Annotated in this window: 11 protein-coding genes; 7 read left to right on the top strand and 4 right to left on the bottom strand. The window is 70.6% G+C overall.

Going from position 1 to position 17051, the window contains the following annotated elements; genetic code table 11:
* The first annotated feature begins 134 nt into the window (after nt 1-134).
* The 4 genes from D7Y04_RS17800 to D7Y04_RS17785 all read left to right on the top strand — a co-directional run bounded on the left by D7Y04_RS17800 (nt 135) and on the right by D7Y04_RS17785 (nt 6187).
* Entirely contained in the window at nt 135-2495 is a 2361-nt protein-coding gene (locus D7Y04_RS17800) for a GMC oxidoreductase (RefSeq protein ID WP_120595844.1), read from the top strand.
* 12 nt (nt 2496-2507) lie between these two features.
* On the top strand, nt 2508-4055 hold the full coding sequence (locus D7Y04_RS17795) for an FAD-dependent oxidoreductase (protein WP_199749686.1): 1548 nt from the start codon (nt 2508-2510) through the stop codon (nt 4053-4055).
* Complete coding sequence (locus D7Y04_RS17790) at nt 4045-5151, top strand: alpha/beta fold hydrolase (RefSeq protein ID WP_121760089.1); 1107 nt, start codon at nt 4045-4047, stop codon at nt 5149-5151. The genes D7Y04_RS17795 and D7Y04_RS17790 overlap by 11 nt, the downstream gene beginning before the upstream one ends.
* A 130-nt stretch (nt 5152-5281) precedes the next feature.
* Nucleotides 5282-6187 (top strand): NADP-dependent oxidoreductase, encoded by a 906-nt coding sequence (locus D7Y04_RS17785; protein WP_121760088.1) that lies wholly within the window; start codon nt 5282-5284, stop codon nt 6185-6187.
* A gap of 9 nt (nt 6188-6196) precedes the next feature.
* Here D7Y04_RS17785 and D7Y04_RS17780 read toward each other — a convergent pair whose 3' ends face one another.
* Nucleotides 6197-7876, bottom strand: coding sequence for a pseudouridine synthase (locus D7Y04_RS17780; RefSeq protein ID WP_368666421.1), 1680 nt, complete (start codon nt 7874-7876; stop codon nt 6197-6199).
* Nucleotides 7877-7999: 123 nt separating this feature from the next.
* On the opposite strand from D7Y04_RS17780, the gene D7Y04_RS17775 reads away from it, so the two are divergent.
* The gene (locus D7Y04_RS17775) at nt 8000-8377 is read left to right on the top strand and encodes a hypothetical protein (protein WP_121760086.1); all 378 of its coding nucleotides are present in this window, start codon (nt 8000-8002) and stop codon (nt 8375-8377) included.
* Between the two features lie 176 nt (nt 8378-8553).
* Nucleotides 8554-9849, top strand: a complete 1296-nt coding sequence (locus tag D7Y04_RS17770) for a glycoside hydrolase family 2 TIM barrel-domain containing protein (RefSeq protein ID WP_121760085.1) — start codon at nt 8554-8556, stop codon at nt 9847-9849.
* 10 nt (nt 9850-9859) lie between these two features.
* Here D7Y04_RS17770 and D7Y04_RS17765 read toward each other — a convergent pair whose 3' ends face one another.
* Entirely contained in the window at nt 9860-12370 is a 2511-nt protein-coding gene (locus D7Y04_RS17765; protein WP_158627537.1) for a hypothetical protein, read from the bottom strand.
* Between the two features lie 124 nt (nt 12371-12494).
* Here D7Y04_RS17765 and D7Y04_RS17760 point away from each other — a divergent pair, with 124 nt between their 5' ends.
* Nucleotides 12495-13586: an energy transducer TonB gene (locus D7Y04_RS17760; protein ID WP_158627536.1), complete on the top strand. Its 1092-nt coding sequence runs from the start codon at nt 12495-12497 to the stop codon at nt 13584-13586.
* Here the strand turns inward: D7Y04_RS17760 and D7Y04_RS17755 are convergent.
* Entirely contained in the window at nt 13561-15702 is a 2142-nt protein-coding gene (locus D7Y04_RS17755) for an FUSC family protein (protein ID WP_121760082.1), read from the bottom strand. The genes D7Y04_RS17760 and D7Y04_RS17755 overlap by 26 nt on opposite strands.
* A 169-nt stretch (nt 15703-15871) precedes the next feature.
* A complete protein-coding gene (locus tag D7Y04_RS17750; protein WP_120595836.1) occupies nt 15872-16951 on the bottom strand; it encodes a hypothetical protein in 1080 nt (359 codons plus the stop codon).
* Nucleotides 16952-17051 lie beyond the last annotated feature (100 nt).

Genomic DNA, 17051 nt, shown 5'->3' with positions numbered 1-17051 from the left:
CTGATCCACGGAGGGGGGCCGGCCTCAAGGAAACGGGGGTGACCCGTTGTAGAGTCAGGTCCGTCCTTCATCTGGACGTTCCCGGGTCGCGCTTCCGGATCCCTGCTCCCCAGGGACCGCACCCGAGGGGGAACATGGCACCGGCATACGACGCCCTGGTCATCGGCACCGGGTTTGGCGGCGCGGTGGCGGCCTGTCGGCTCGCGCAGGCGGGCTTGACCGTGCGCGTGCTCGAACGCGGCCTGCGCTACCCGAAGGGCAGCTTCCCTCGCGACTTCGAGGATCCTCGCAACGGCTGGCTGTGGCAGCACCGGCAGGGGCTCTTCGACATCAAGCTCCTCAAGGGGATGAGCGTCGTGCAGGCCGCGGGGTACGGCGGCGGCTCGCTCATCTACGCCAACGTGCACCTGCGCCCGCCGCCGGACGTGTTCGCGTCCGGGTGGCCGGAGGGCTACAGCCGGGAGTCGTTGGATCCGTACTACGACCTGGTCGCGCACATGCTGGACGTGCAGCCCATCACCGCCGCCGCGCGCGGGCTGCCGCCCAAGACGAAGCGGATGCAGGAGGTGGCGAAGAAGCTGGGCCGCGAGGCGCAGTTCTTCTACCCGAACCTCGCCGTGCGCTTCGCCCCCGCGGGCGAGCCCCTGCCCAACAAGTTCGGCGTGCTCCAGGAGGGCTGCAACTACTGCGGCGAGTGCGACATCGGCTGCAACCGCCGCGCGAAGAACACCCTGGACCTGAACTACCTGGCCGTCGCCGAACAGCGGGGCGCGGAGGTCACCACCCAGGCGGAGGTCACTCGCATCGAGCCCCTGTCGCCGGGCTACCGCGTCACCTTCACCGACCACGCCAGCGCCGGCATGCAGCGCACCGTGGACGCCCGCCGCGTCTTCTTGTGCGCGGGCGCGGTGAACTCCACGGAGCTGCTGCTGCGCAACCGCGACGTGCTCGGCACGCTGCCGGACCTGAGCGCGCGGCTGGGCACGCGCTATTCGGCCAACGGGGACTTCCTCGCCTTCGCCTTCGACACGAAGGAGCCGTGGGACCCCGCGGTGGGCCCCACCATCACCACCGGCATGGTGGTGGATGAAGGGCAGGGCAAGGACAAGACCTGGTTCCTCTTCCAGGAGGGCGGGCACCCGGCGCAGGCCGCGGGGCTGATGGTGGCCATGGACCCGGACCGCGCCATGTCGCTCCCGGCGGACCTGCTCCAGCGCGAGCTGGTGAAGGTGCTGCGCACGCGCTCCAAGGAGATGGCCGCCATCGAGAACGAGCGCGGCCGCTTCCAGGCCGTGTTCCTGGCCATGGGCCGGGACAAGTCCAACGGCCGGCTGACGCTGTCGCCCATCACGCGCGAGCTCCAGGTGCAGTGGGACGTGCCCGCGAACCTGCCGCTGTACCGCACGCAGGAACAGCTCTGCGAGGACGTGGCCCGAGCGCTGGGCACGCGCGCCGCCTACAACCCGCTGTGGGAGCGGCTGCACCTGCCGGTGTCCGTGCACAACCTGGGCGGCTGCGCGATGGCGGAGGAGCCCGCGTACGGCGTCCTCAAGCCCGACGGCCAGGTGCACGGCTATCCCGGCCTGTACGTCATGGACGGCGCGGCGCTGCCGGTGGGCGTGGGCGTCAACCCGTCCTCCACCATCGCCGCGGTGGCGGAGCTCAACGTGGAGCGCGCCATCCGAGAGGCGAAGGACGCGCCGGGCTGGGTGGCGCCGGAGCGCGTGCCCATGAAGGCCGCGCCCGCGTACCCGCCTCGCGTCAGCATGCGGATGATGCCGGAGGTGGAGACGGTGGCCTCGCCGGTGGTGCCCGGAACGGATCCGCTGGGCGACGTGGTGATTCCGCCCGGCGGCACGGTGGTGTCCCCCACGCCGGTGGTGGGCCTGCGCTTCACGGAGCGGATGAAGGGCTTCCTCCAGCCGAACCACCCGTCGCCGGAGGACTTCGCCGGAGCGGCGCGGGCGGGCCAGCGCGGTGGGCAGACGGCGGAGTTCGTCGTCACCATCACGCTGCCCAACCTGGACCGCTTCCTCGCGCAGGAGTCACACGGCGGCATCGTGCAGGGCACGCTGCACGTGCGCGGCTTCACGCCGCCTGGAGGCGCGCCGGTGGAGAACGGCGTCTTCAACCTCTTCGTGGGCACGGAGCGCTTCTACGAGCGGCGCATGCTGTACCTGATGCCCTTCACCGGCGTGGATGGCCAGCCGTACCTCCTGGATGGCTACAAGGAGGTCAACGACGACGCGGGCTTCGACGTGTGGAGCGACACGTCCACGCTCTACACCGTGCTGCGCAAGGGGCACGAGCGCACCGGCCCCATCGTCGCCACCGGCATCATTCGACTGCACCTGCCGGACTTCCTCCAGCAGCTCACCACGTTCTCCGTGCTGGGAACGTCCTCGCCGCTGAAGCAGGCGGACGCGATGCGGCGCTTCGGCGGCATGTTCATGGGCACGCTCTGGGACGTCTTCGCCCGCGCGAAGTTCGACTAGGGGGAACACACCATGGACATGGCGAAGAAGTACGACGTGGTGGTGGTGGGCTCCGGCTTCGGCGGTTCCATCACCGCGCTCCGGCTGGCGCAGGCGGGCAGGTCCGTGGCGGTGCTGGAGCGGGGCCGCCGGTACAACCCGGGCCAGTTCCCTCGGGACGTCACGCGCGCGGACGAGCTGCTCTGGCGCAATCCCATCCGCCCGGAGGCGCGCGGGCTCTATGACGTGCGCTTCCTGTCTGGCATCGGCACGGTGACGGCGAGCGGCGTGGGCGGCGGGTCGCTCGTCTACGCGAACATCCACGTGCGGCCGGACCCCATCGTCTTCGACCATCCGCGCTGGCCCCGGGGCTTCAGCCGCGAGGCGTTGGACAAGTACTACGACAAGGTGGCGCACGAGCTGGACGTGAAGCCGTTCCCCGCGTCCGACCCGTTGCGCAAGCGCGACCTGTTCCAGCAGGCCGCGCGGCGCATGGGGCGCCAGACGTTCGACCCGGACCAGGCGGTGTCCTGGACGGAGCCCTCCGCCCCGGGCCGCAAGGCGTGTCAGCGCTGCGCGGAGTGCGAGTTCGGCTGCCAGTCCGGCGCGAAGAACACCCTGGACCTCACCTACCTGGCGCGAGCGGAGAAGCTGGGCGCCACGGTGTGGCCGGGCCTGTCGGTGTCCCACGTGCAGCGCGTGGCGGGCGGCTACCGGGTGCACTTCAAGGACCTGGCCACCGGGGAGAAGACGTCCGTGGAGGGCAGCCGCGTGGTGCTGTCCGCCGGGGCGCTGGGCACGGTGGAGATTCTGCTGCGCAGCCGCGACCGCGCCCGCACGCTGCCGCTGGTGAGCGATTGGCTGGGCCGCGGCTACTCCGGCAACGGCGACTTCCTGGGCTCGCTGCACGGCAGCCGCGAGGAGATCATCCCGTGGGAGGGGCCGGACGTGGCCACGGTGATGCGCTTCTTCGACGCCGCGCCGCGCTTCACCATGGTGACGGCCACGTTCAACCGGCCGGCGACGGCGGTGCTCGCTGGGCTGGGACAGCCGCAGCTGGGCTTGCTGGGCGGCATGGGGGCTCCGCTGTGGCCGAAGCTGTGGCCGCTGTTGCACGGCGCGTTCGCCAAGGGGCTGTTCAGCAAACCGCTGGGCACCGGTGTGGATCCGGCGCGCACGAGCAACCTGTTCGCCATTGGCCAGGACAATGCCAACGGACACATGGTGCTCAAGGGCGACCGGCTGGACATCGAGTGGGACTACGCGAACGAGAACGTGGCGCTGGTGAATCGCATGACGTCCGCGATGCATGAGCTGGCCTCGCAGTATGGCGGGACGTTCGCGCCGCTCGTCACGTGGGAGCTGTTCCGCCGGCCGTTCACGGTGCACTCGCTGGGCGGGGCGCACCTGGCGGAGTCGCCGGGCCGAGGCGTCGTGTCGACGGAGGGCGAAGTGTTCAACTACCCCGGACTGTACGTGGCGGATGGCTCCGTCATCCCCACGTCCATCGGTTTCCATCCGGTGATGACCATCAGCGCGGTGGCCGAGCGCATCGCGGAGGCGGTGGCCCATGGCTTTTGATTACCGAAGCAGCGCGGCGGTGTCGCGGACGTTGTCCCAGGATGTTTCGCTCCAGGGCCTGCCCGTGGCGGAGCGGTACGACTTCCTCGCGGGCGACGGCGTGCCCCTCAAGCTCACCCGCTACGTAGGCGGGACGAAGGGCCCGGTGCTGCTGGTGCACGGCGCGGGCGTGTGGAGCGGCATGTTCATGCTGCCCACGCTGAAGGAGAACTTCGTCCAGTACCTGGTGCGCCACGGCTACGACACGTGGCTCCTGGACTGGCGCGCCAGCGTGCAGCTGCCCCTGCGCCAGTTCACGCTGGACGACGCGGCGGACCACGACATGCCGACGGCGGTGCGGCGCATCCGCGAAATCACCGGCGCGGAGTCGGTGCAGGCGGTGGTGCACTGCGCGGGGTCCGCGGCGTTCTTCATGTCCATGGCCGCGGGCCACCTGCAGGACGTGCGCACCGTGGTGGCGTCGCAGGTGGCGCTGCACCACCACACGCCGGCCTCCACGCGCTTCAAGGCGCTCCTGCGGGTGCCGGAGTTGCTGGACGCGGGGCTGGATTCGCTCACGCCGGATGACGCGTCCCGCACGCCGTTGTTCCAGGCGGCCTTCACGAAGGTGGCGGGCTTCCTGCGGATGGAGTGTGACAGTCCGGTGTGCCACCGGTTGTCGTTCATGTACGGCCGGTTGTACCGGCACGCGCGCCTCAACCAGGAGACGCACGCGCGGCTGGAGGAGCAGTTCGGCAAGTGCAACTTGCTGACGTTCCGCCACCTGGGGCAGATGTCGCGCGGCGGTCACGCGGTGAAGTTCGACTACGGCCGCACGGAGAACCTGCGGCGCTACGGGCAGGCCCGGCCGCCGGACTACCTGGACCCGGAGCCCTTCCAGCGGCCCATCACGTTCGTCTCCAGCGAGCAGAATCGCACGTACCTGCCGTCGTCCACGGAGCGCACCTTCCAGTGGCTGCGCGAGGCGAACGGCGCGCGCTGGTACCAGCGTCGCATGTTGCCGGGCTACGGCCACCTGGACACCTTCATGGGCAGCACCGCCGCGGAGGACACGTATCCGGTGCTGCGCGAGGCGCTGGAGTTCCAGCCCCGCTGACGGCCATCCGCCGTCCAGGGGAGCAGGAGGCGGAGCGACCGGTCGCCGACGATGGCGGCCCCCGGGCGGGTGCTTACCGTTGGGCCGACGTTGGAAGTCTCTTCCCTCGCTCGGCTACGTGGAGGCCCGGATGAAAGCGGTCGTGCTCAAAGGCTATGGGGACGTGGATGTGCTCGCGGTGCAGGAGATGCCCGAGCCGAAGGTGGGGCCGGGCGAGGTGAAGGTCCGCGTCACCGCCGCGGGCATCAACCCGGTGGACTGGAAGATCCGCCGAGGGGACATGAAGGGGCGGATGGACCTGAAGTTCCCCACCATCCTCGGGCGCGACGTGGCCGGTGAGGTCGTGGAGGTGGGCACGGGCGTGGAGTCCTTCGAGCCCGGCGACCGCGTGATGGGCCTGGTGAACGCCGGCTACGCGGAGACGGTGGTCGCGCCCACGGAGGCCTGGGCGAAGGTGCCCGACAACCTGGACCTGCGGGACGCCGCCGCGCTGCCGCTGGTGACGCTGACGGGCACGCAGCTCATCGAGGAGCACGTGCGGCCCTCTCAGGGGGAGACGGTGCTCGTCACGGGCGCGCTGGGCGCGGTGGGGCGCTCGGCCGTCTTCGCTGCGCGGGCGCGGGGCGCGAAGATCTGGGCGGGCGTGCGGAAGACGCAGGTGGAGGAGGCCCGGAAGCTGGGCGTGGACGGCGTCGTCGCGCTGGATGATCCAAAGGACGTCGCGAAGCTGCCCACGCTGGACGCGGTGGCGGACACGGTGGGCGGTGAGGCCGTGGCAGCGGTGCTCGACAAGGTGAAGCACGGCGGGACCGTGGGCAGCGTGTTGGGTGAGCCGAAGGGCGCGAAGGAGAAGGGCCTCGTCGTGCGCAGCTTCATGGCCCATCCGGACGCGCGCCGGCTCGAGCAGATCGCAGTGAGCGCGGCGAAGGGGGACCTGGTGATTCCCATCAGCCGGACCTTCAAGCTGGACGACGCGCGCGAAGCCCAGAAGGTCGCGGAGCAGGGCGGCGTGGGCAAGGTGCTGCTCGTCAACTGACGCAGGCGTTCAGAACGGGGCGGCGCGGGTGAACGACACGCGCTGCCCCGTGGCTGGATGCACGAAGGACAGCGTTTCGGCGTGCAGGTGCAGGCGGAGGCCCGCGTGTCCGTACAGCGGGTCTCCCACGATGGGCGCGCCCAGGCCTTGGGGATGGGCTGCGTGGACGCGGAGCTGGTGCGTGCGGCCCGTGCGTGGATGGAAGGCCACGCGCGTGTGGCTCGCTGCGCGGTGGAGGACCTCCCAGTCGGTGACCGCGGGCTTGCCGTGGATGGGGTCGACGATCTGCCGGGGACGGTCGTCCAGGTCCACGCGCAGGGGCAGGGTGATGGTGCCCGCGTCGCCGTGCACGGGACCGTCGATGAGCGCCACGTAGCGCTTGGCCACGTCGCGGTGGAGGAACTGGCGTTGAAGGGATGCGTGCGTGCGGCTGTCCAGCGCGGCGACGAGCAACCCGGACGTGTCCAGGTCCAGCCGGTGCGCGAGCAGCGGTCCCGTGGCGTTGGGGTATCGCGCGCGCAGGCGGGTGAGTACTGAGTCGAGGAGGGAGGCGTCCCGGCCCGGCACGGACAGCAGGCCACAGGGCTTGTCGATGACGACGAGCCACGCGTCCTCGAAGACGATGGAGAGTTCTGGCGTGGGCGCGGGCGGCGGGACGAAGACGCGCGGCGCGGAGACCTCCAGGCCTTTCAGCATGAATGGGAGCAGGGGGCCGCACTTGTCGCGGCACGCTGGATAGAAGGCGCCCTGGACGCGGCCACCGGACGCGGGCGGCGTGCCCCACCAGAACTCCGCGAGCGCCACCGGCTGAAGTCCGTGCGCGAAGGCGTATGCGAGCAGCTTCGCACCCGCGCAGTCGCCAGCGCCGGATGGGGGCTCCGCGCCACCGTAGAGCGAACGGAGGGGGCGGGTTTCGCCTCGGGCGTTGGTGATGGCGTACGTGTCGTGGAACTGCTTCATGAAGCCGCGTGAGACGATGCGCCGCAGGCGGTCCAGCGCGCGCACGCGACGTTCCGCCTTCGCGCGGGCGGGGGCGAGTTGGCGACGGGCTTCTTCCTGCGCTGCGTCCCATCGACGCTTCTCCGCCTTGTCGCCCCGGCTCTCCTGGTCGAGCGTGTGCAGCGCCTGGGCTCGCTCGGTCTCCGTGAGCGCGGACATGGCCACAATGGCGGCGCGACGTTCATGGCGCTGGCGGCGGTGGGCATCGTGGCGCAAGCGCATGGCTTCGCGCTCCGTGGCCTCGCGTGTCTGTCGGGCGTCATCGTCCTCGCGCACGCGACGCAATTCCTCGGAGGTGCTCCACATTTCGGCGCGGGACAGCAGGGACTTCACCGTGGCGTCGGCCACTGGCTCCACGCGGGCGCGTGCCTCACGGTCGAACACGGGGGGCACGAAGCCCGGTACGTCCCAGCGTCCCGCGAGCATCGCGGAGAAGGCTCGCAGCACGCCGAGCGTTCCGTCCGGCTGCCGAACCACGAGCACGCCGAACATCTTTCCGCCGTCTGGTCCCTGGAGGACGGCGCTGGCAATGCCGGGAGCGATGAATCCCTCGCGAAGCGTGGCCTGCAGCGACTCCGCGGCCCGGCGCGCGAGGGCGTGCGGGCCCACGGCGTCGAAGGGGCTCGGGAACGCACCTGGCAATTCATCTACCTGGGGCGCCGGTTCGAGGAGGGTGACAAGCGGGTCCACGGCTTCGGGGTAGCACGAAACCCGATTCTTGGGGACGCAGGCCTGAGGAGTGGCTGGTTGCTCTGCCTTCCTCCAGCGCCGCAGAATGGTTCGCCTCACCGCGACCGTTCTTGGAAGGCCCGAATGGCATCCTGCCCGCTGTTCCGAACACTGCTGATGACGGCATCTCTTCTGCTCGCCCTCCCCACTTCCGCATCCGCGGGGGATGATACAGAGACGAGGAAGAAACTCGTCGCGTGCATCAACAAGGAGATCGTGGCGGCAAACTCGAATTGGAAGCTCTCGTCCGGGGACCTGAAGAAGTTCACGGGTATTATTGACAGAGAGATCATGAAGGAACCTCTCGTCAAGAAGTCATCGGAGGAGCAGATGAGAGTCATCAATGAAATCGAGAATGCCACGCGCAAGGAAGTGCCCAGCCTGGACCTCAAGGCGGTCGATAAGATGATCGAGACGCTCAAGGCGAAGGGGATGCACTGTTCTTCGCAAGTGAAGCGGTAGCGCGAACCCCGGGGGCGGGTGACGCAGGCCTACGGAGAGGCTGTCCGGCTGGCGCGGAAGAGGGAAGTCACCGCTCCATCCCTCCCCTGTGAGCTTCACGGCACGGCCTCCTGGACTTCCGCGGCCTACCTCGGTTGGATGAATAGGGGTTGAGGCGGTCTAGACTGTCTGCATCCATGGCCACTGCCCGTCCTGTCGCTTTTGGCGTCCTGCTGTTGACCGCGCTCCTGCTTCCCACCTGGGGCGTAGAGGCTCGCACCGCCATCCTGAAGGCAGGGGAGGGCTGGAAGCTGGAGGTGGATGGCCAGCCCTACGTGGCGAAGGGCGTCACCTTCAGTGGCACGGGCGGGCCCGCGAACTTCGACAAGGATTGCGAGCAGTTGAAGGCCATTGGTGTCAACACACTGCGCACCTGGGGCACGGGGGATGAAACGGCCGCGTTGCTCGATGCCGCTCACAAGCACGGCCTGCGCGTGCTGGTGGGACTGTGGCTGCGGCCGGGCCGCCCGGGCATGGAGAATGACGACGCCTTTGACTACGTGCGCGACGCCAAGGGCCGTGAGTCGCAGCTCCAGGCCACGGTCGCGCAGGTGCGCCGCTTCAAGGACCACCCGGCGGTGCTCGCTTGGGGCGTGGGCAATGAGGTCATCCTCAATTCGCCGGATGAGCCGTCGAAAGTCGCCTACGCGCGCTTCCTGGAGAAGGTCGTCCGCGCGGTGAAGAGGGCGGACTCCGCTCACCCCGTGCTGTCCGTGGATGCGTGGACGCTGGGCATCCCGTTCTGGGAGAAGTACGTGCCCTCGCTGGACGCGTATGGCTTGAACGTCTACGGCCGGGGCATCCACGCGCTGGCGGATGCGGTGAAACAGGCCGGTGGTCGCAAGCCGTGGTTCATCACCGAGTTCGGTGCGCAGGGCGAATGGGAGGCCCCCAAGGACGCTCGCGGCGTGCCCCAGGAACCGGGTGACGCGGAGAAGTACGACGTCATCGTGGACGGCTGGCGCAACGCCCTGGCACCCCACGTCCAGGCGGGCCGGTGTCTGGGATTGTTCGTCTTCAACTACAGCGCGGCGCTGGACCACACCGGACTGTGGCTGGGAATGCTGGCCGGCACGTCCACGCGGCCGGCGTGGCACGCGGTGCGAGAGGCCTACACGGGCGCGAAGCCAGTGCCCGCGCTGCCCGTGCTGGTGCGCCTGGAGGTCCGGGGCTTGGAGAAAGATTGGGCGAACGTGGCCTTCGACGTCACCTCCGCCACGCCGCTGGAGGTCTCCTTCGCCTACAACTTCCGGGGCGCGCAGACCCGGGAGGAGCGCGACCGCGTGACGATGCTGGAGTCCCGGAAGGGGACCACTCCCGGGACATGGCGGGTGCGCCTGCCAGTCGTGACGGGCGCCATCAAGCTGTATGGCCTCGCGAAGGATGGCGCGGGGAACCTGGTTGCCGCCACGACCTCCGTGGCGACTCCCTGATCCGCAGTGCTCAAGGCGCCTTGGGCCCGTCCTCCGGGAACTGACGCCTCCATCCAGGGGCGAGGTTGGCATTGATCTTCAGTGCGGCGTCCCGGTCCGCGCGGGCCTGGGCAGAGCCTGGGTCTTTCGTGCGAAGGATTGCCGCGCGCAGCAGCAGGGCTTCGGGCCAGTTCGGACGCTCCGCGAGCAATGCGTCCGCGAGTGTGAGCCCCCGTGCCAGCAGCGGCTCTGGATCCTGCTTCGCGGCCTTGCGCGCCACTGCCCACTCACGGAGCAGGTGCCCTTCCTCCAAACGGACCTCCTGATTCGAGGGCTCGACCTTGAGGGCCTCGTCGTAGTTCTGCTCCGCGCCCTTGAACTGCTCTTCCGCCTTCTGGGGATCCGTGCGCGCCGAATAGCGGGCCATCAGACGGAAGAATTCGCCGGTGGCCCGGTGATGCACGACGCGATCACGGCTGAGCCAACCCAGTCCGTAGTCCTCGTCGCGCGGACGCATGAGCATGGGCTCTGGATCACGGCCCTGCTCCAGCAGGTGTCGCGCCTGGATGTGGGCCGTCTTCTCGAGCCCCGCGAATCGCTCGTCCTTGTGCGCCTGGTTGAAGGTGTGCGTCTGGCGGTAGAGCGCTTCCGCCCGGGCCGCCTCCTCGGTGGGGTCCACTCCACGGCGCCAGGCGTACTCCGCTCGCGCCACACGGGCCGCCGCCTGCCCGAACCTGCCCCGGGTGGGGGACAGCTTCGCCGCCTGGGTATAGGCCGCCTCCGCCTGGTCGAGCAGGGCAGTGGGATCGCCTCCGTGCTCCCAGGTCTCCTTCGCCTGCTCCATCCGGATCCGCCCCAGCTCGAGTTGCAGGTCCGGATTGCTTCTCTGGCGGATGAATTCGGAGTCGAGGAAGGCCACGGCCTTCTCCAGGATCGGCCCGGCCTCTTCCCCGCGGGCCCGTTGCCGCTGGGCCTGCGCCACGCGGATGCGTGCCTCCAGGAGCCACACCTCGGGGGCTCTCGTGTTGACCCTGACGGACTTCCCCCAGGCTGCTTCCGCCTGCTCCAGGTCCGCGCTGGCGTCCTTCGTCGCCGGATCCGTCCCCCGGGCCAGGAGCAGCTCCCCCAGCCGGACCCAGTACGTCGGGATGCGCGCCTCCAACGCGAGCGCGCTCCGGTAGGCTTCGATGGCTTGATCCCGGCGCTCCGCGCCAGGCGACCCGGGCTGGAGCCTGGCCAACTGGGAGAGATTGTCCGTCCAGGCGCCGAGGAGCCGGGCGCGGAGCAGCTGGTACGCGAAATCCTGTGCGTACGGCGGCGTGGTCTCCAGCAACTCCAGGGCATCCTTGAGCTGGTAGCTCCCACTGGTGCCATTCCTCGTGGCTTCCTCCGTCTCCTGCACGAACGCCCGGCTCCACTCCGCGCGGCCACACGTGCTCGCCGCATCCAGCTCCAGGACGTGTTTCGCGGCCTTGATGGCATCCTGGCGCAGGGCTCCGGAGAAGGGCTCGTCACGGTCCGGACGCTCCGCCGCCATGTTGAGGAAGCGCGCCTTCTCGCAGGCGAACCCGGCGTTGCCCGGATCCACCCTGGCCGCCAGGTCCAGCGCTTCGACGCCCCACTTCGCCGGGCCCGGGTCTCCGCCGGTCAGCAGCAGCACTGCGCCGGAGAAGTCGGGACGGGTGAGGTTCATCGCCGCGGTCTCGAAGCGGGCCCGCGCCAGGTGGGCCGGCGCGAAGCTCTCCGCGGTGGTCGCGCTCTCCGTGAGCGCCTGACGTCCGGCCATCAGGTCCTCGCGGGCATGGACCTTGTCGTCCTTGCCCCAGCGTTGGGCGGCGCGCAGCAGGAACACGTCCGCGCGCAGCAGCCGCGCTTCCACGAACCACGGATGCCGCGTGCCCACGGACTCCAGGAGCGCGAGCGCCGCGTCCAGGCGGTCCTCGTGCAACGCGATGAGCGCCGCGCCGAAGTCCGCCGACGGAACCTCCGCCCCCGCGGCCTGCCGCAGCAGCGTGAGCACAGGCTCCCGGTACTGGCGCTCCGCGTCCTCCTCCCGCACCTTGCGTTCATCCGCGTCCGGCGTGGCCACCGCCGCCAGCCGCAGCACGCGGTAGTGCTCGCTCAGTGCCTGCGCCCGGGCCCACGCCACGTGGGGTTCGCGGAAGCCCGCGTTCCAAGCGGCCTCCAGGTGCGTCCGTGCCTCCGCGTCCTGGCCCAGCGCGCGTGCCCCGCACCCGAGCGCGTAGTGCCCGGGCCCCTGCGCCTCGGGGCCGCCCAGAGCCATCTCCTGCGACAGCCTCTCCATCCAGCCACGCAGCTCCGCCTGCTCCGCGCGCACGTCGTGCAGCCGGGACAGGCCCACCGCGCGGGCCCGGGCCTCGATGCGCTCGGCCGCTTCGGTGAAGTGCGACGCCCAGGATGCGTCCCGCTGGGAGGACTTGTCCGCCGCGCACGCCGAGGCCAGGACGAGCACCAGGAGGGGCAACGCCCGCACGGTGTTCCGGGGCCAACCAGGGGGCGCGGCGTTCGAGGCGTCTTTCAAGCAGACAGCTCCAGGTGTGCGTTCCGGAAGGAAACCGATTTCAGGATACGCAGCTTCGCGGCGACACGGGTTGTTCCCGGGGCCACTTCAGCCAGCGCTGCCTTGCGGTCTAGAGTGCGGACCCATGCGTTGGAGCTGGCTGTTCCTGTCCCTGCTGCTTGGATTCACCGGATGTGCCCATTCGGGCGTCCCGACCCTGCCCGCGAGTCATGGCCATCTGATGTCCGAGATGGAGGCCTTCCAGTTGAAGAAGGGCCTACCGTCGTCGGGGATGTGGGACGTCGCGATAGGGGCCGAGGTGGCGCCGAAGCCGCCGCTCAAGCTGGAGCCAGAGCAGGCACCTCTTGTCTTCGAAGAGGCGGTCAGGACGCTGGGTGGGACCCCCGGAGAGGACGCCAGCCTCAGCGCATTCCGGGACATCGTGGCCGCGTGTGTGGCAGGTCTCGCCGAAGCTTGCAGGCTCGAGTCCGAGGCATTCACCGGTCCGAAGGTGATCTCGCCGGCGGCCTTCACGTATCCCGAGGCGCTGCTCAGGCCAGGTGCGTTCGCATTCATGGTCTTCCACTGCCGCATCGGCGCGGATGGCCAGGTGCGTGACTGCAAGGTCGTGGAAGGGGCGCGGCTGCCCGGTGTCGAGCAGAACCTCGCGGCGTGTCAATTGGCTCGATATCGTCCCGCGACCATCTCGGGGCACCCCGTGAGTGTCGACTACACCTTCCACGTGCGCTTCGTTCCGCAGGGGATCACGTTGAACAGTCATCAAGAACTGGACTGGGCCCGGCTGCGGGTCCGCCAGAATCCCGAGAGCCGTTCGGCATGGCTCCACCTCGCCCGGGAGCTCGCGAAGAAAGCTCCGGAGGATCCGCTCTATCCCCAGGCCGTCGCCCGCGCCTGGTTCCTGGCGCCCAGGAGCGGGTGGGCCGCCAGCGAGGCCGCGTGGCAGCTCGTGCAGTCAGGCCAGTATGCGCCGGCCCTCAGCGCGGTGCGTCCCTTCGTGCGGCGTAGCCACAATCCCTATGTGCTGGAGACCGCCGCCGCCGCGCGGTTCGGGCTGAAACAGTGCACCGCCGCACTGGCCGAACAACAGAAGGCCGTGGAGCTGCTGCCCGCGGAATGGCCCGCGCCGGAACGGGAGCGCTTTCAGCGCAAGCTCCAGGACTACCAGTCCGCCTGCGCCCCGCCCAAGTCCGTCAGCGCAGCGACGGATCCTCGCTGATCCTCGCCACCGCGCCGTGTAGGATGCCCAGCTGCCGGGGCACGCGCTCCAGCAGCGCGCCCAGCACGGGGTCGTCGCTGGTGCGCGGCAGCGCCAGGGCTGGCAGGGGAGGGGGCTCGCGCCGCTCCTGCAACGCGCTGGCGAGCAGCTCCAGGCTGTCGCTGGCCCGCTGCGCCAGCTGCTGCGGCAGCACCGTTGAAGTCCTCCCATCGAACCTCCCCGTGCCCAGCGCCGTCACCGCGAGCGCGAACCTGCGCGCGTAGGTGAGCAGCGCCATGCCCGGCTCCAGGTGCCCGGGCGGGCCCCGGTACTCCGTCATCAACCGCTGGAAGGACGACTCCGCCTCCAGCAGCGCCTGGTCCAGGAGGCGGCGCTCCTCGTTCACCGCGGGCTCCGTGCCGCTGCGGTGCGTGACCAGTTGTTGCAGGTACTTCCCGTCCGCGCGCAGGGCGGAGGCCGCCGCGTCCGGGAAGCGGCGGCGCTCCGGGCTGGGCCACAGCGTCCAGGAACCCACCAGCGCCAGCGCCCCCGCGATGAGCACGCCCAGCGAGCGCTGCGACGCCACCGTCCAGTCCCCGGAGCTGAGCGTGGCCATCAAGAGATAGTCCGGCGTGAGCAGGACCTGGAACGCGCCGAAGTTCAGCGGCAGCAGCGCCACGGAGATGGCCGTCAGCACGCTGATGACGCCAATCATCATCGGCGGCGTGTGCACCGTGGTCGCGATGAGCGCCGCCAGGCTCGCGCCCACCAGCGTCCCCAGCGTGCGCTGGAGGACGCGCTCCTCCGTGCTGCCCGCGTAGGGCTGGAGGATGGAGATGACCACGAGGCTCACCCAGTGCGCATCGCCCACCTGCAATGCCCGCGTGAGCCCCAGCGCCGCCGTGGCCACCATCCCCGTGCGCAGCGCGTGCCGGAGCACCACCGAGTCCGCGTGCAGGTGGTCGCGAATCGGCCGCCACAGGGAGAACCCCGGCGCCTGTCTGGGACCGCCCACCGTGCCCTTGCCTCGCGCCGACACCGGGTCTCCGAAGAGCAGGCCCGACGCCGTCTCGTGCGCCACGCCCGCGTGCTCGCGCAGCCGGTCCAGCAGCGTGGCGACGTGCGTGGACAGCGGCCCCTCCGCGCTCTGCCGCACCGGGGGCACGGCCATCCTCGCGGGCTGCCGGCGACGGGGTCTCAGCGCCAGCCGGGGCGGCTCTCGCATGCCCTCGTTGCGCTCCTGCCTCAGCGCTCGCGATACCCATTGGTCCATCGCGCCGAAGGCCTCGCACAGCTTGATGACCCGTTCGCGCGTGGCGTGCATGTGCGGGTCGCGCCCCACCACTTGCATGGCTTCAGCCAACGCGCTGAGCAGCGCCACCATGGGCTCCACCAGCTCCACCAGCACCAGCAGGTGTTCGCCGCGCCGGGACTCGTCTGGCCTCCCGCGCCGCGTGGCCGCGAGCACGTCGCGTGCCCGTTCGATGTCCGGGCGGATCCGCGCGTGGCGCTTCAGCCCCGCGGCCCACTCCTCGGCCGTGGCACCCTCCCGCGTGGCCCTCCCCAGGTCCTCCGCCGCGATCGCGAGCCCCGCGTACACCTGCGCCACCGCCCGGCGCGCGGGGCGATAGGGCCTGAGCGGCCACAGCAGCAGTGACAGCGCCATCGCCCACAGGCCGCCCAGCAGCAGCGCCGCGCCTCGCAGCAACACCTCTCGCGGCGAGGCGGCGGGCGCTCCCAGCGACACGACGAAGATGACGGCGAGCTGCCCTCCCACGGAGCCCGCCGTCTCGCCGTAGCAGCGCGCGAAGTTCGCCGCGGTGACACCCAGGAGCAGCAGCGTGGCGTCCACCACATAGGTGTGGCCCGCGGGCGCGGCGAGCAGGCCGACCAGCGCCCCCAGCACCGTCACCACCCCCATGACGCGCGCCCGCACGCGGTACGAACCGCCCTTGTCCGCGAGCGTGACGAGCAGCCCCGTGAGGCCCGCCCAGCCGGCCTGGGGCACGGTGGTCAGGAAGGACAGACACAGGGGCAGGGCGGTGGCGACGGCGGCTCGGATGCCCGCCCACAGGGCCGGTCTTCCGGGGTCCACTCGGAGGAGCGACTGGAGGTGTCTCCGCAGTCGATGGCGCATGGATTTCAGGGGAGCGGCGGGCCGTCACCCCAGAGGGTGGCTACGGCCGTCCCCATCCACAGGCGGGGGAAGGTCCTCCCCCTCAAGGCCCGGGCGCCACCCGGGCAGTACCCCGGGCCCCGCGCCACAAGCCCCTCCCTCCCAGAAGGCGGAGGCGGGTGGCCCGGCGTCAGCCCGTTCCCAGGGCCGGCGCAGCCTCGTTGGGCGCGCCTTCCGCTTCGAGCGCGGTGCCGTCCCATGGGATGTAGCGCACGCCCGGCATCTGCTCCGGGCCATGGAACTCCAGCGCGCCCACGGTGGAGGTCAGCTTCCCGGTGGGCTTCCACGCAGCGAAGGGGTGGGGCCGGGAGAACAGCTGCACCTCGCAGCGGGCCACGTCGCTCTGGGCCACCATCACGTCCCAGCCCTTGGGGTCGCGGTACGCGTAGCCCACCAGCGTGCGCGGGTCGCACCACGCGCGGCCCTCCACGGCCACGGTGGCGGACGCGGCGCGGAAGGACAGCTCCCCGGACGCGGGCGACGTCACGCGCGACAAGAGCACGTGGGGCATTTCATGGAACGTGTGCTCGGCGTCTCGCGTGCGCAGGTAGATGGGCGACAGCTGTGGGTGGCCCCGCTTGCGCTTCGCGCGCACCGCCATGATCTCCAGCCGCGCGTCCGGGTCCTCGGAGAAGCGCGGGCAGTACAGCCACGTCAGCTCCTCCAACCGCCGATGGCCCCACAGGTGCTTCTGCAGGCCGGGCGCGCCCTTCACGTCGATGCGCTCGCCGTCCACCGTCACCGTGCCTTCGAAGAGGACGTCGTCGTGCACGTGGGCCACCTGCGTGGGCAGGGGCAACAGCGCGGTGCCTCGCGGCTCGCGGCGCACGGGCTCCGGGTGGCCACCCTGGAAGCGCAGGTCCCACGCGATGGAGTGCCCGCCGCTGGCCACCTGTCCGTGGACGTGGCCGGGCGTCAGCTCCGAGTCCGCGATGCGCACGCCGCCGTTCGGCAGCGCCGTGAACGCGGAGGCCGGATGGATGGCCTTGAGCGCCACCGCGGGCCGGTCCTGGGATGCGCAGTCGAACGCCGCCGCCCACATGGTGGCGCGAGGCTCGCCGCCGCTGCCCGGCGCGGGCGTGAACAGGGTGTAGCGCAACCACCAGGCGCGGTCTCCGCCCGGGTCGAGCACCACCAGGAACCAGATTTCGAAGAACCCCTGCTGATGACCGTTCCAGCGCGGCAGGTTGGCGCGCTTGCGCGACGGCATTTGGATGAATCCCCCTCTTCGCGCGACGTTCACGGCCCGGACGCCGCGCGCAGACCCTCACGCTGGCAGATGGGGCCCGGTGCGAGCAAGGGGCCCCGGG

It is taken from the genome of Corallococcus sp. AB038B (assembly GCF_003668955.1).
GTDB lineage: Bacteria > Myxococcota > Myxococcia > Myxococcales > Myxococcaceae > Corallococcus > Corallococcus exiguus.
Note: the sequence above shows the minus strand (reverse complement) of the source record. Positions and strands in the feature narration are given on the sequence as shown.

Bases quoted from the DNA above. Each gene is read 5' to 3' on its own strand.
- D7Y04_RS17800 (WP_120595844.1), top strand. From the start codon at position 135: ATGGCACCGGCATACGACGCCCTGGTCATCGGCACCGGGTTTGGCGGC.
- D7Y04_RS17795 (WP_199749686.1), top strand. From the start codon at position 2,508: ATGGACATGGCGAAGAAGTACGACGTGGTGGTGGTGGGCTCCGGCTTC.
- D7Y04_RS17790 (WP_121760089.1), top strand. From the start codon at position 4,045: ATGGCTTTTGATTACCGAAGCAGCGCGGCGGTGTCGCGGACGTTGTCC.
- D7Y04_RS17785 (WP_121760088.1), top strand. From the start codon at position 5,282: ATGAAAGCGGTCGTGCTCAAAGGCTATGGGGACGTGGATGTGCTCGCG.
- D7Y04_RS17775 (WP_121760086.1), top strand. From the start codon at position 8,000: ATGGCATCCTGCCCGCTGTTCCGAACACTGCTGATGACGGCATCTCTT.
- D7Y04_RS17770 (WP_121760085.1), top strand. From the start codon at position 8,554: ATGGCCACTGCCCGTCCTGTCGCTTTTGGCGTCCTGCTGTTGACCGCG.
- D7Y04_RS17760 (WP_158627536.1), top strand. From the start codon at position 12,495: ATGCGTTGGAGCTGGCTGTTCCTGTCCCTGCTGCTTGGATTCACCGGA.
- D7Y04_RS17755 (WP_121760082.1), bottom strand. From the start codon at position 15,702: ATGCGCCATCGACTGCGGAGACACCTCCAGTCGCTCCTCCGAGTGGAC.
- D7Y04_RS17750 (WP_120595836.1), bottom strand. From the start codon at position 16,951: ATGCCGTCGCGCAAGCGCGCCAACCTGCCGCGCTGGAACGGTCATCAG.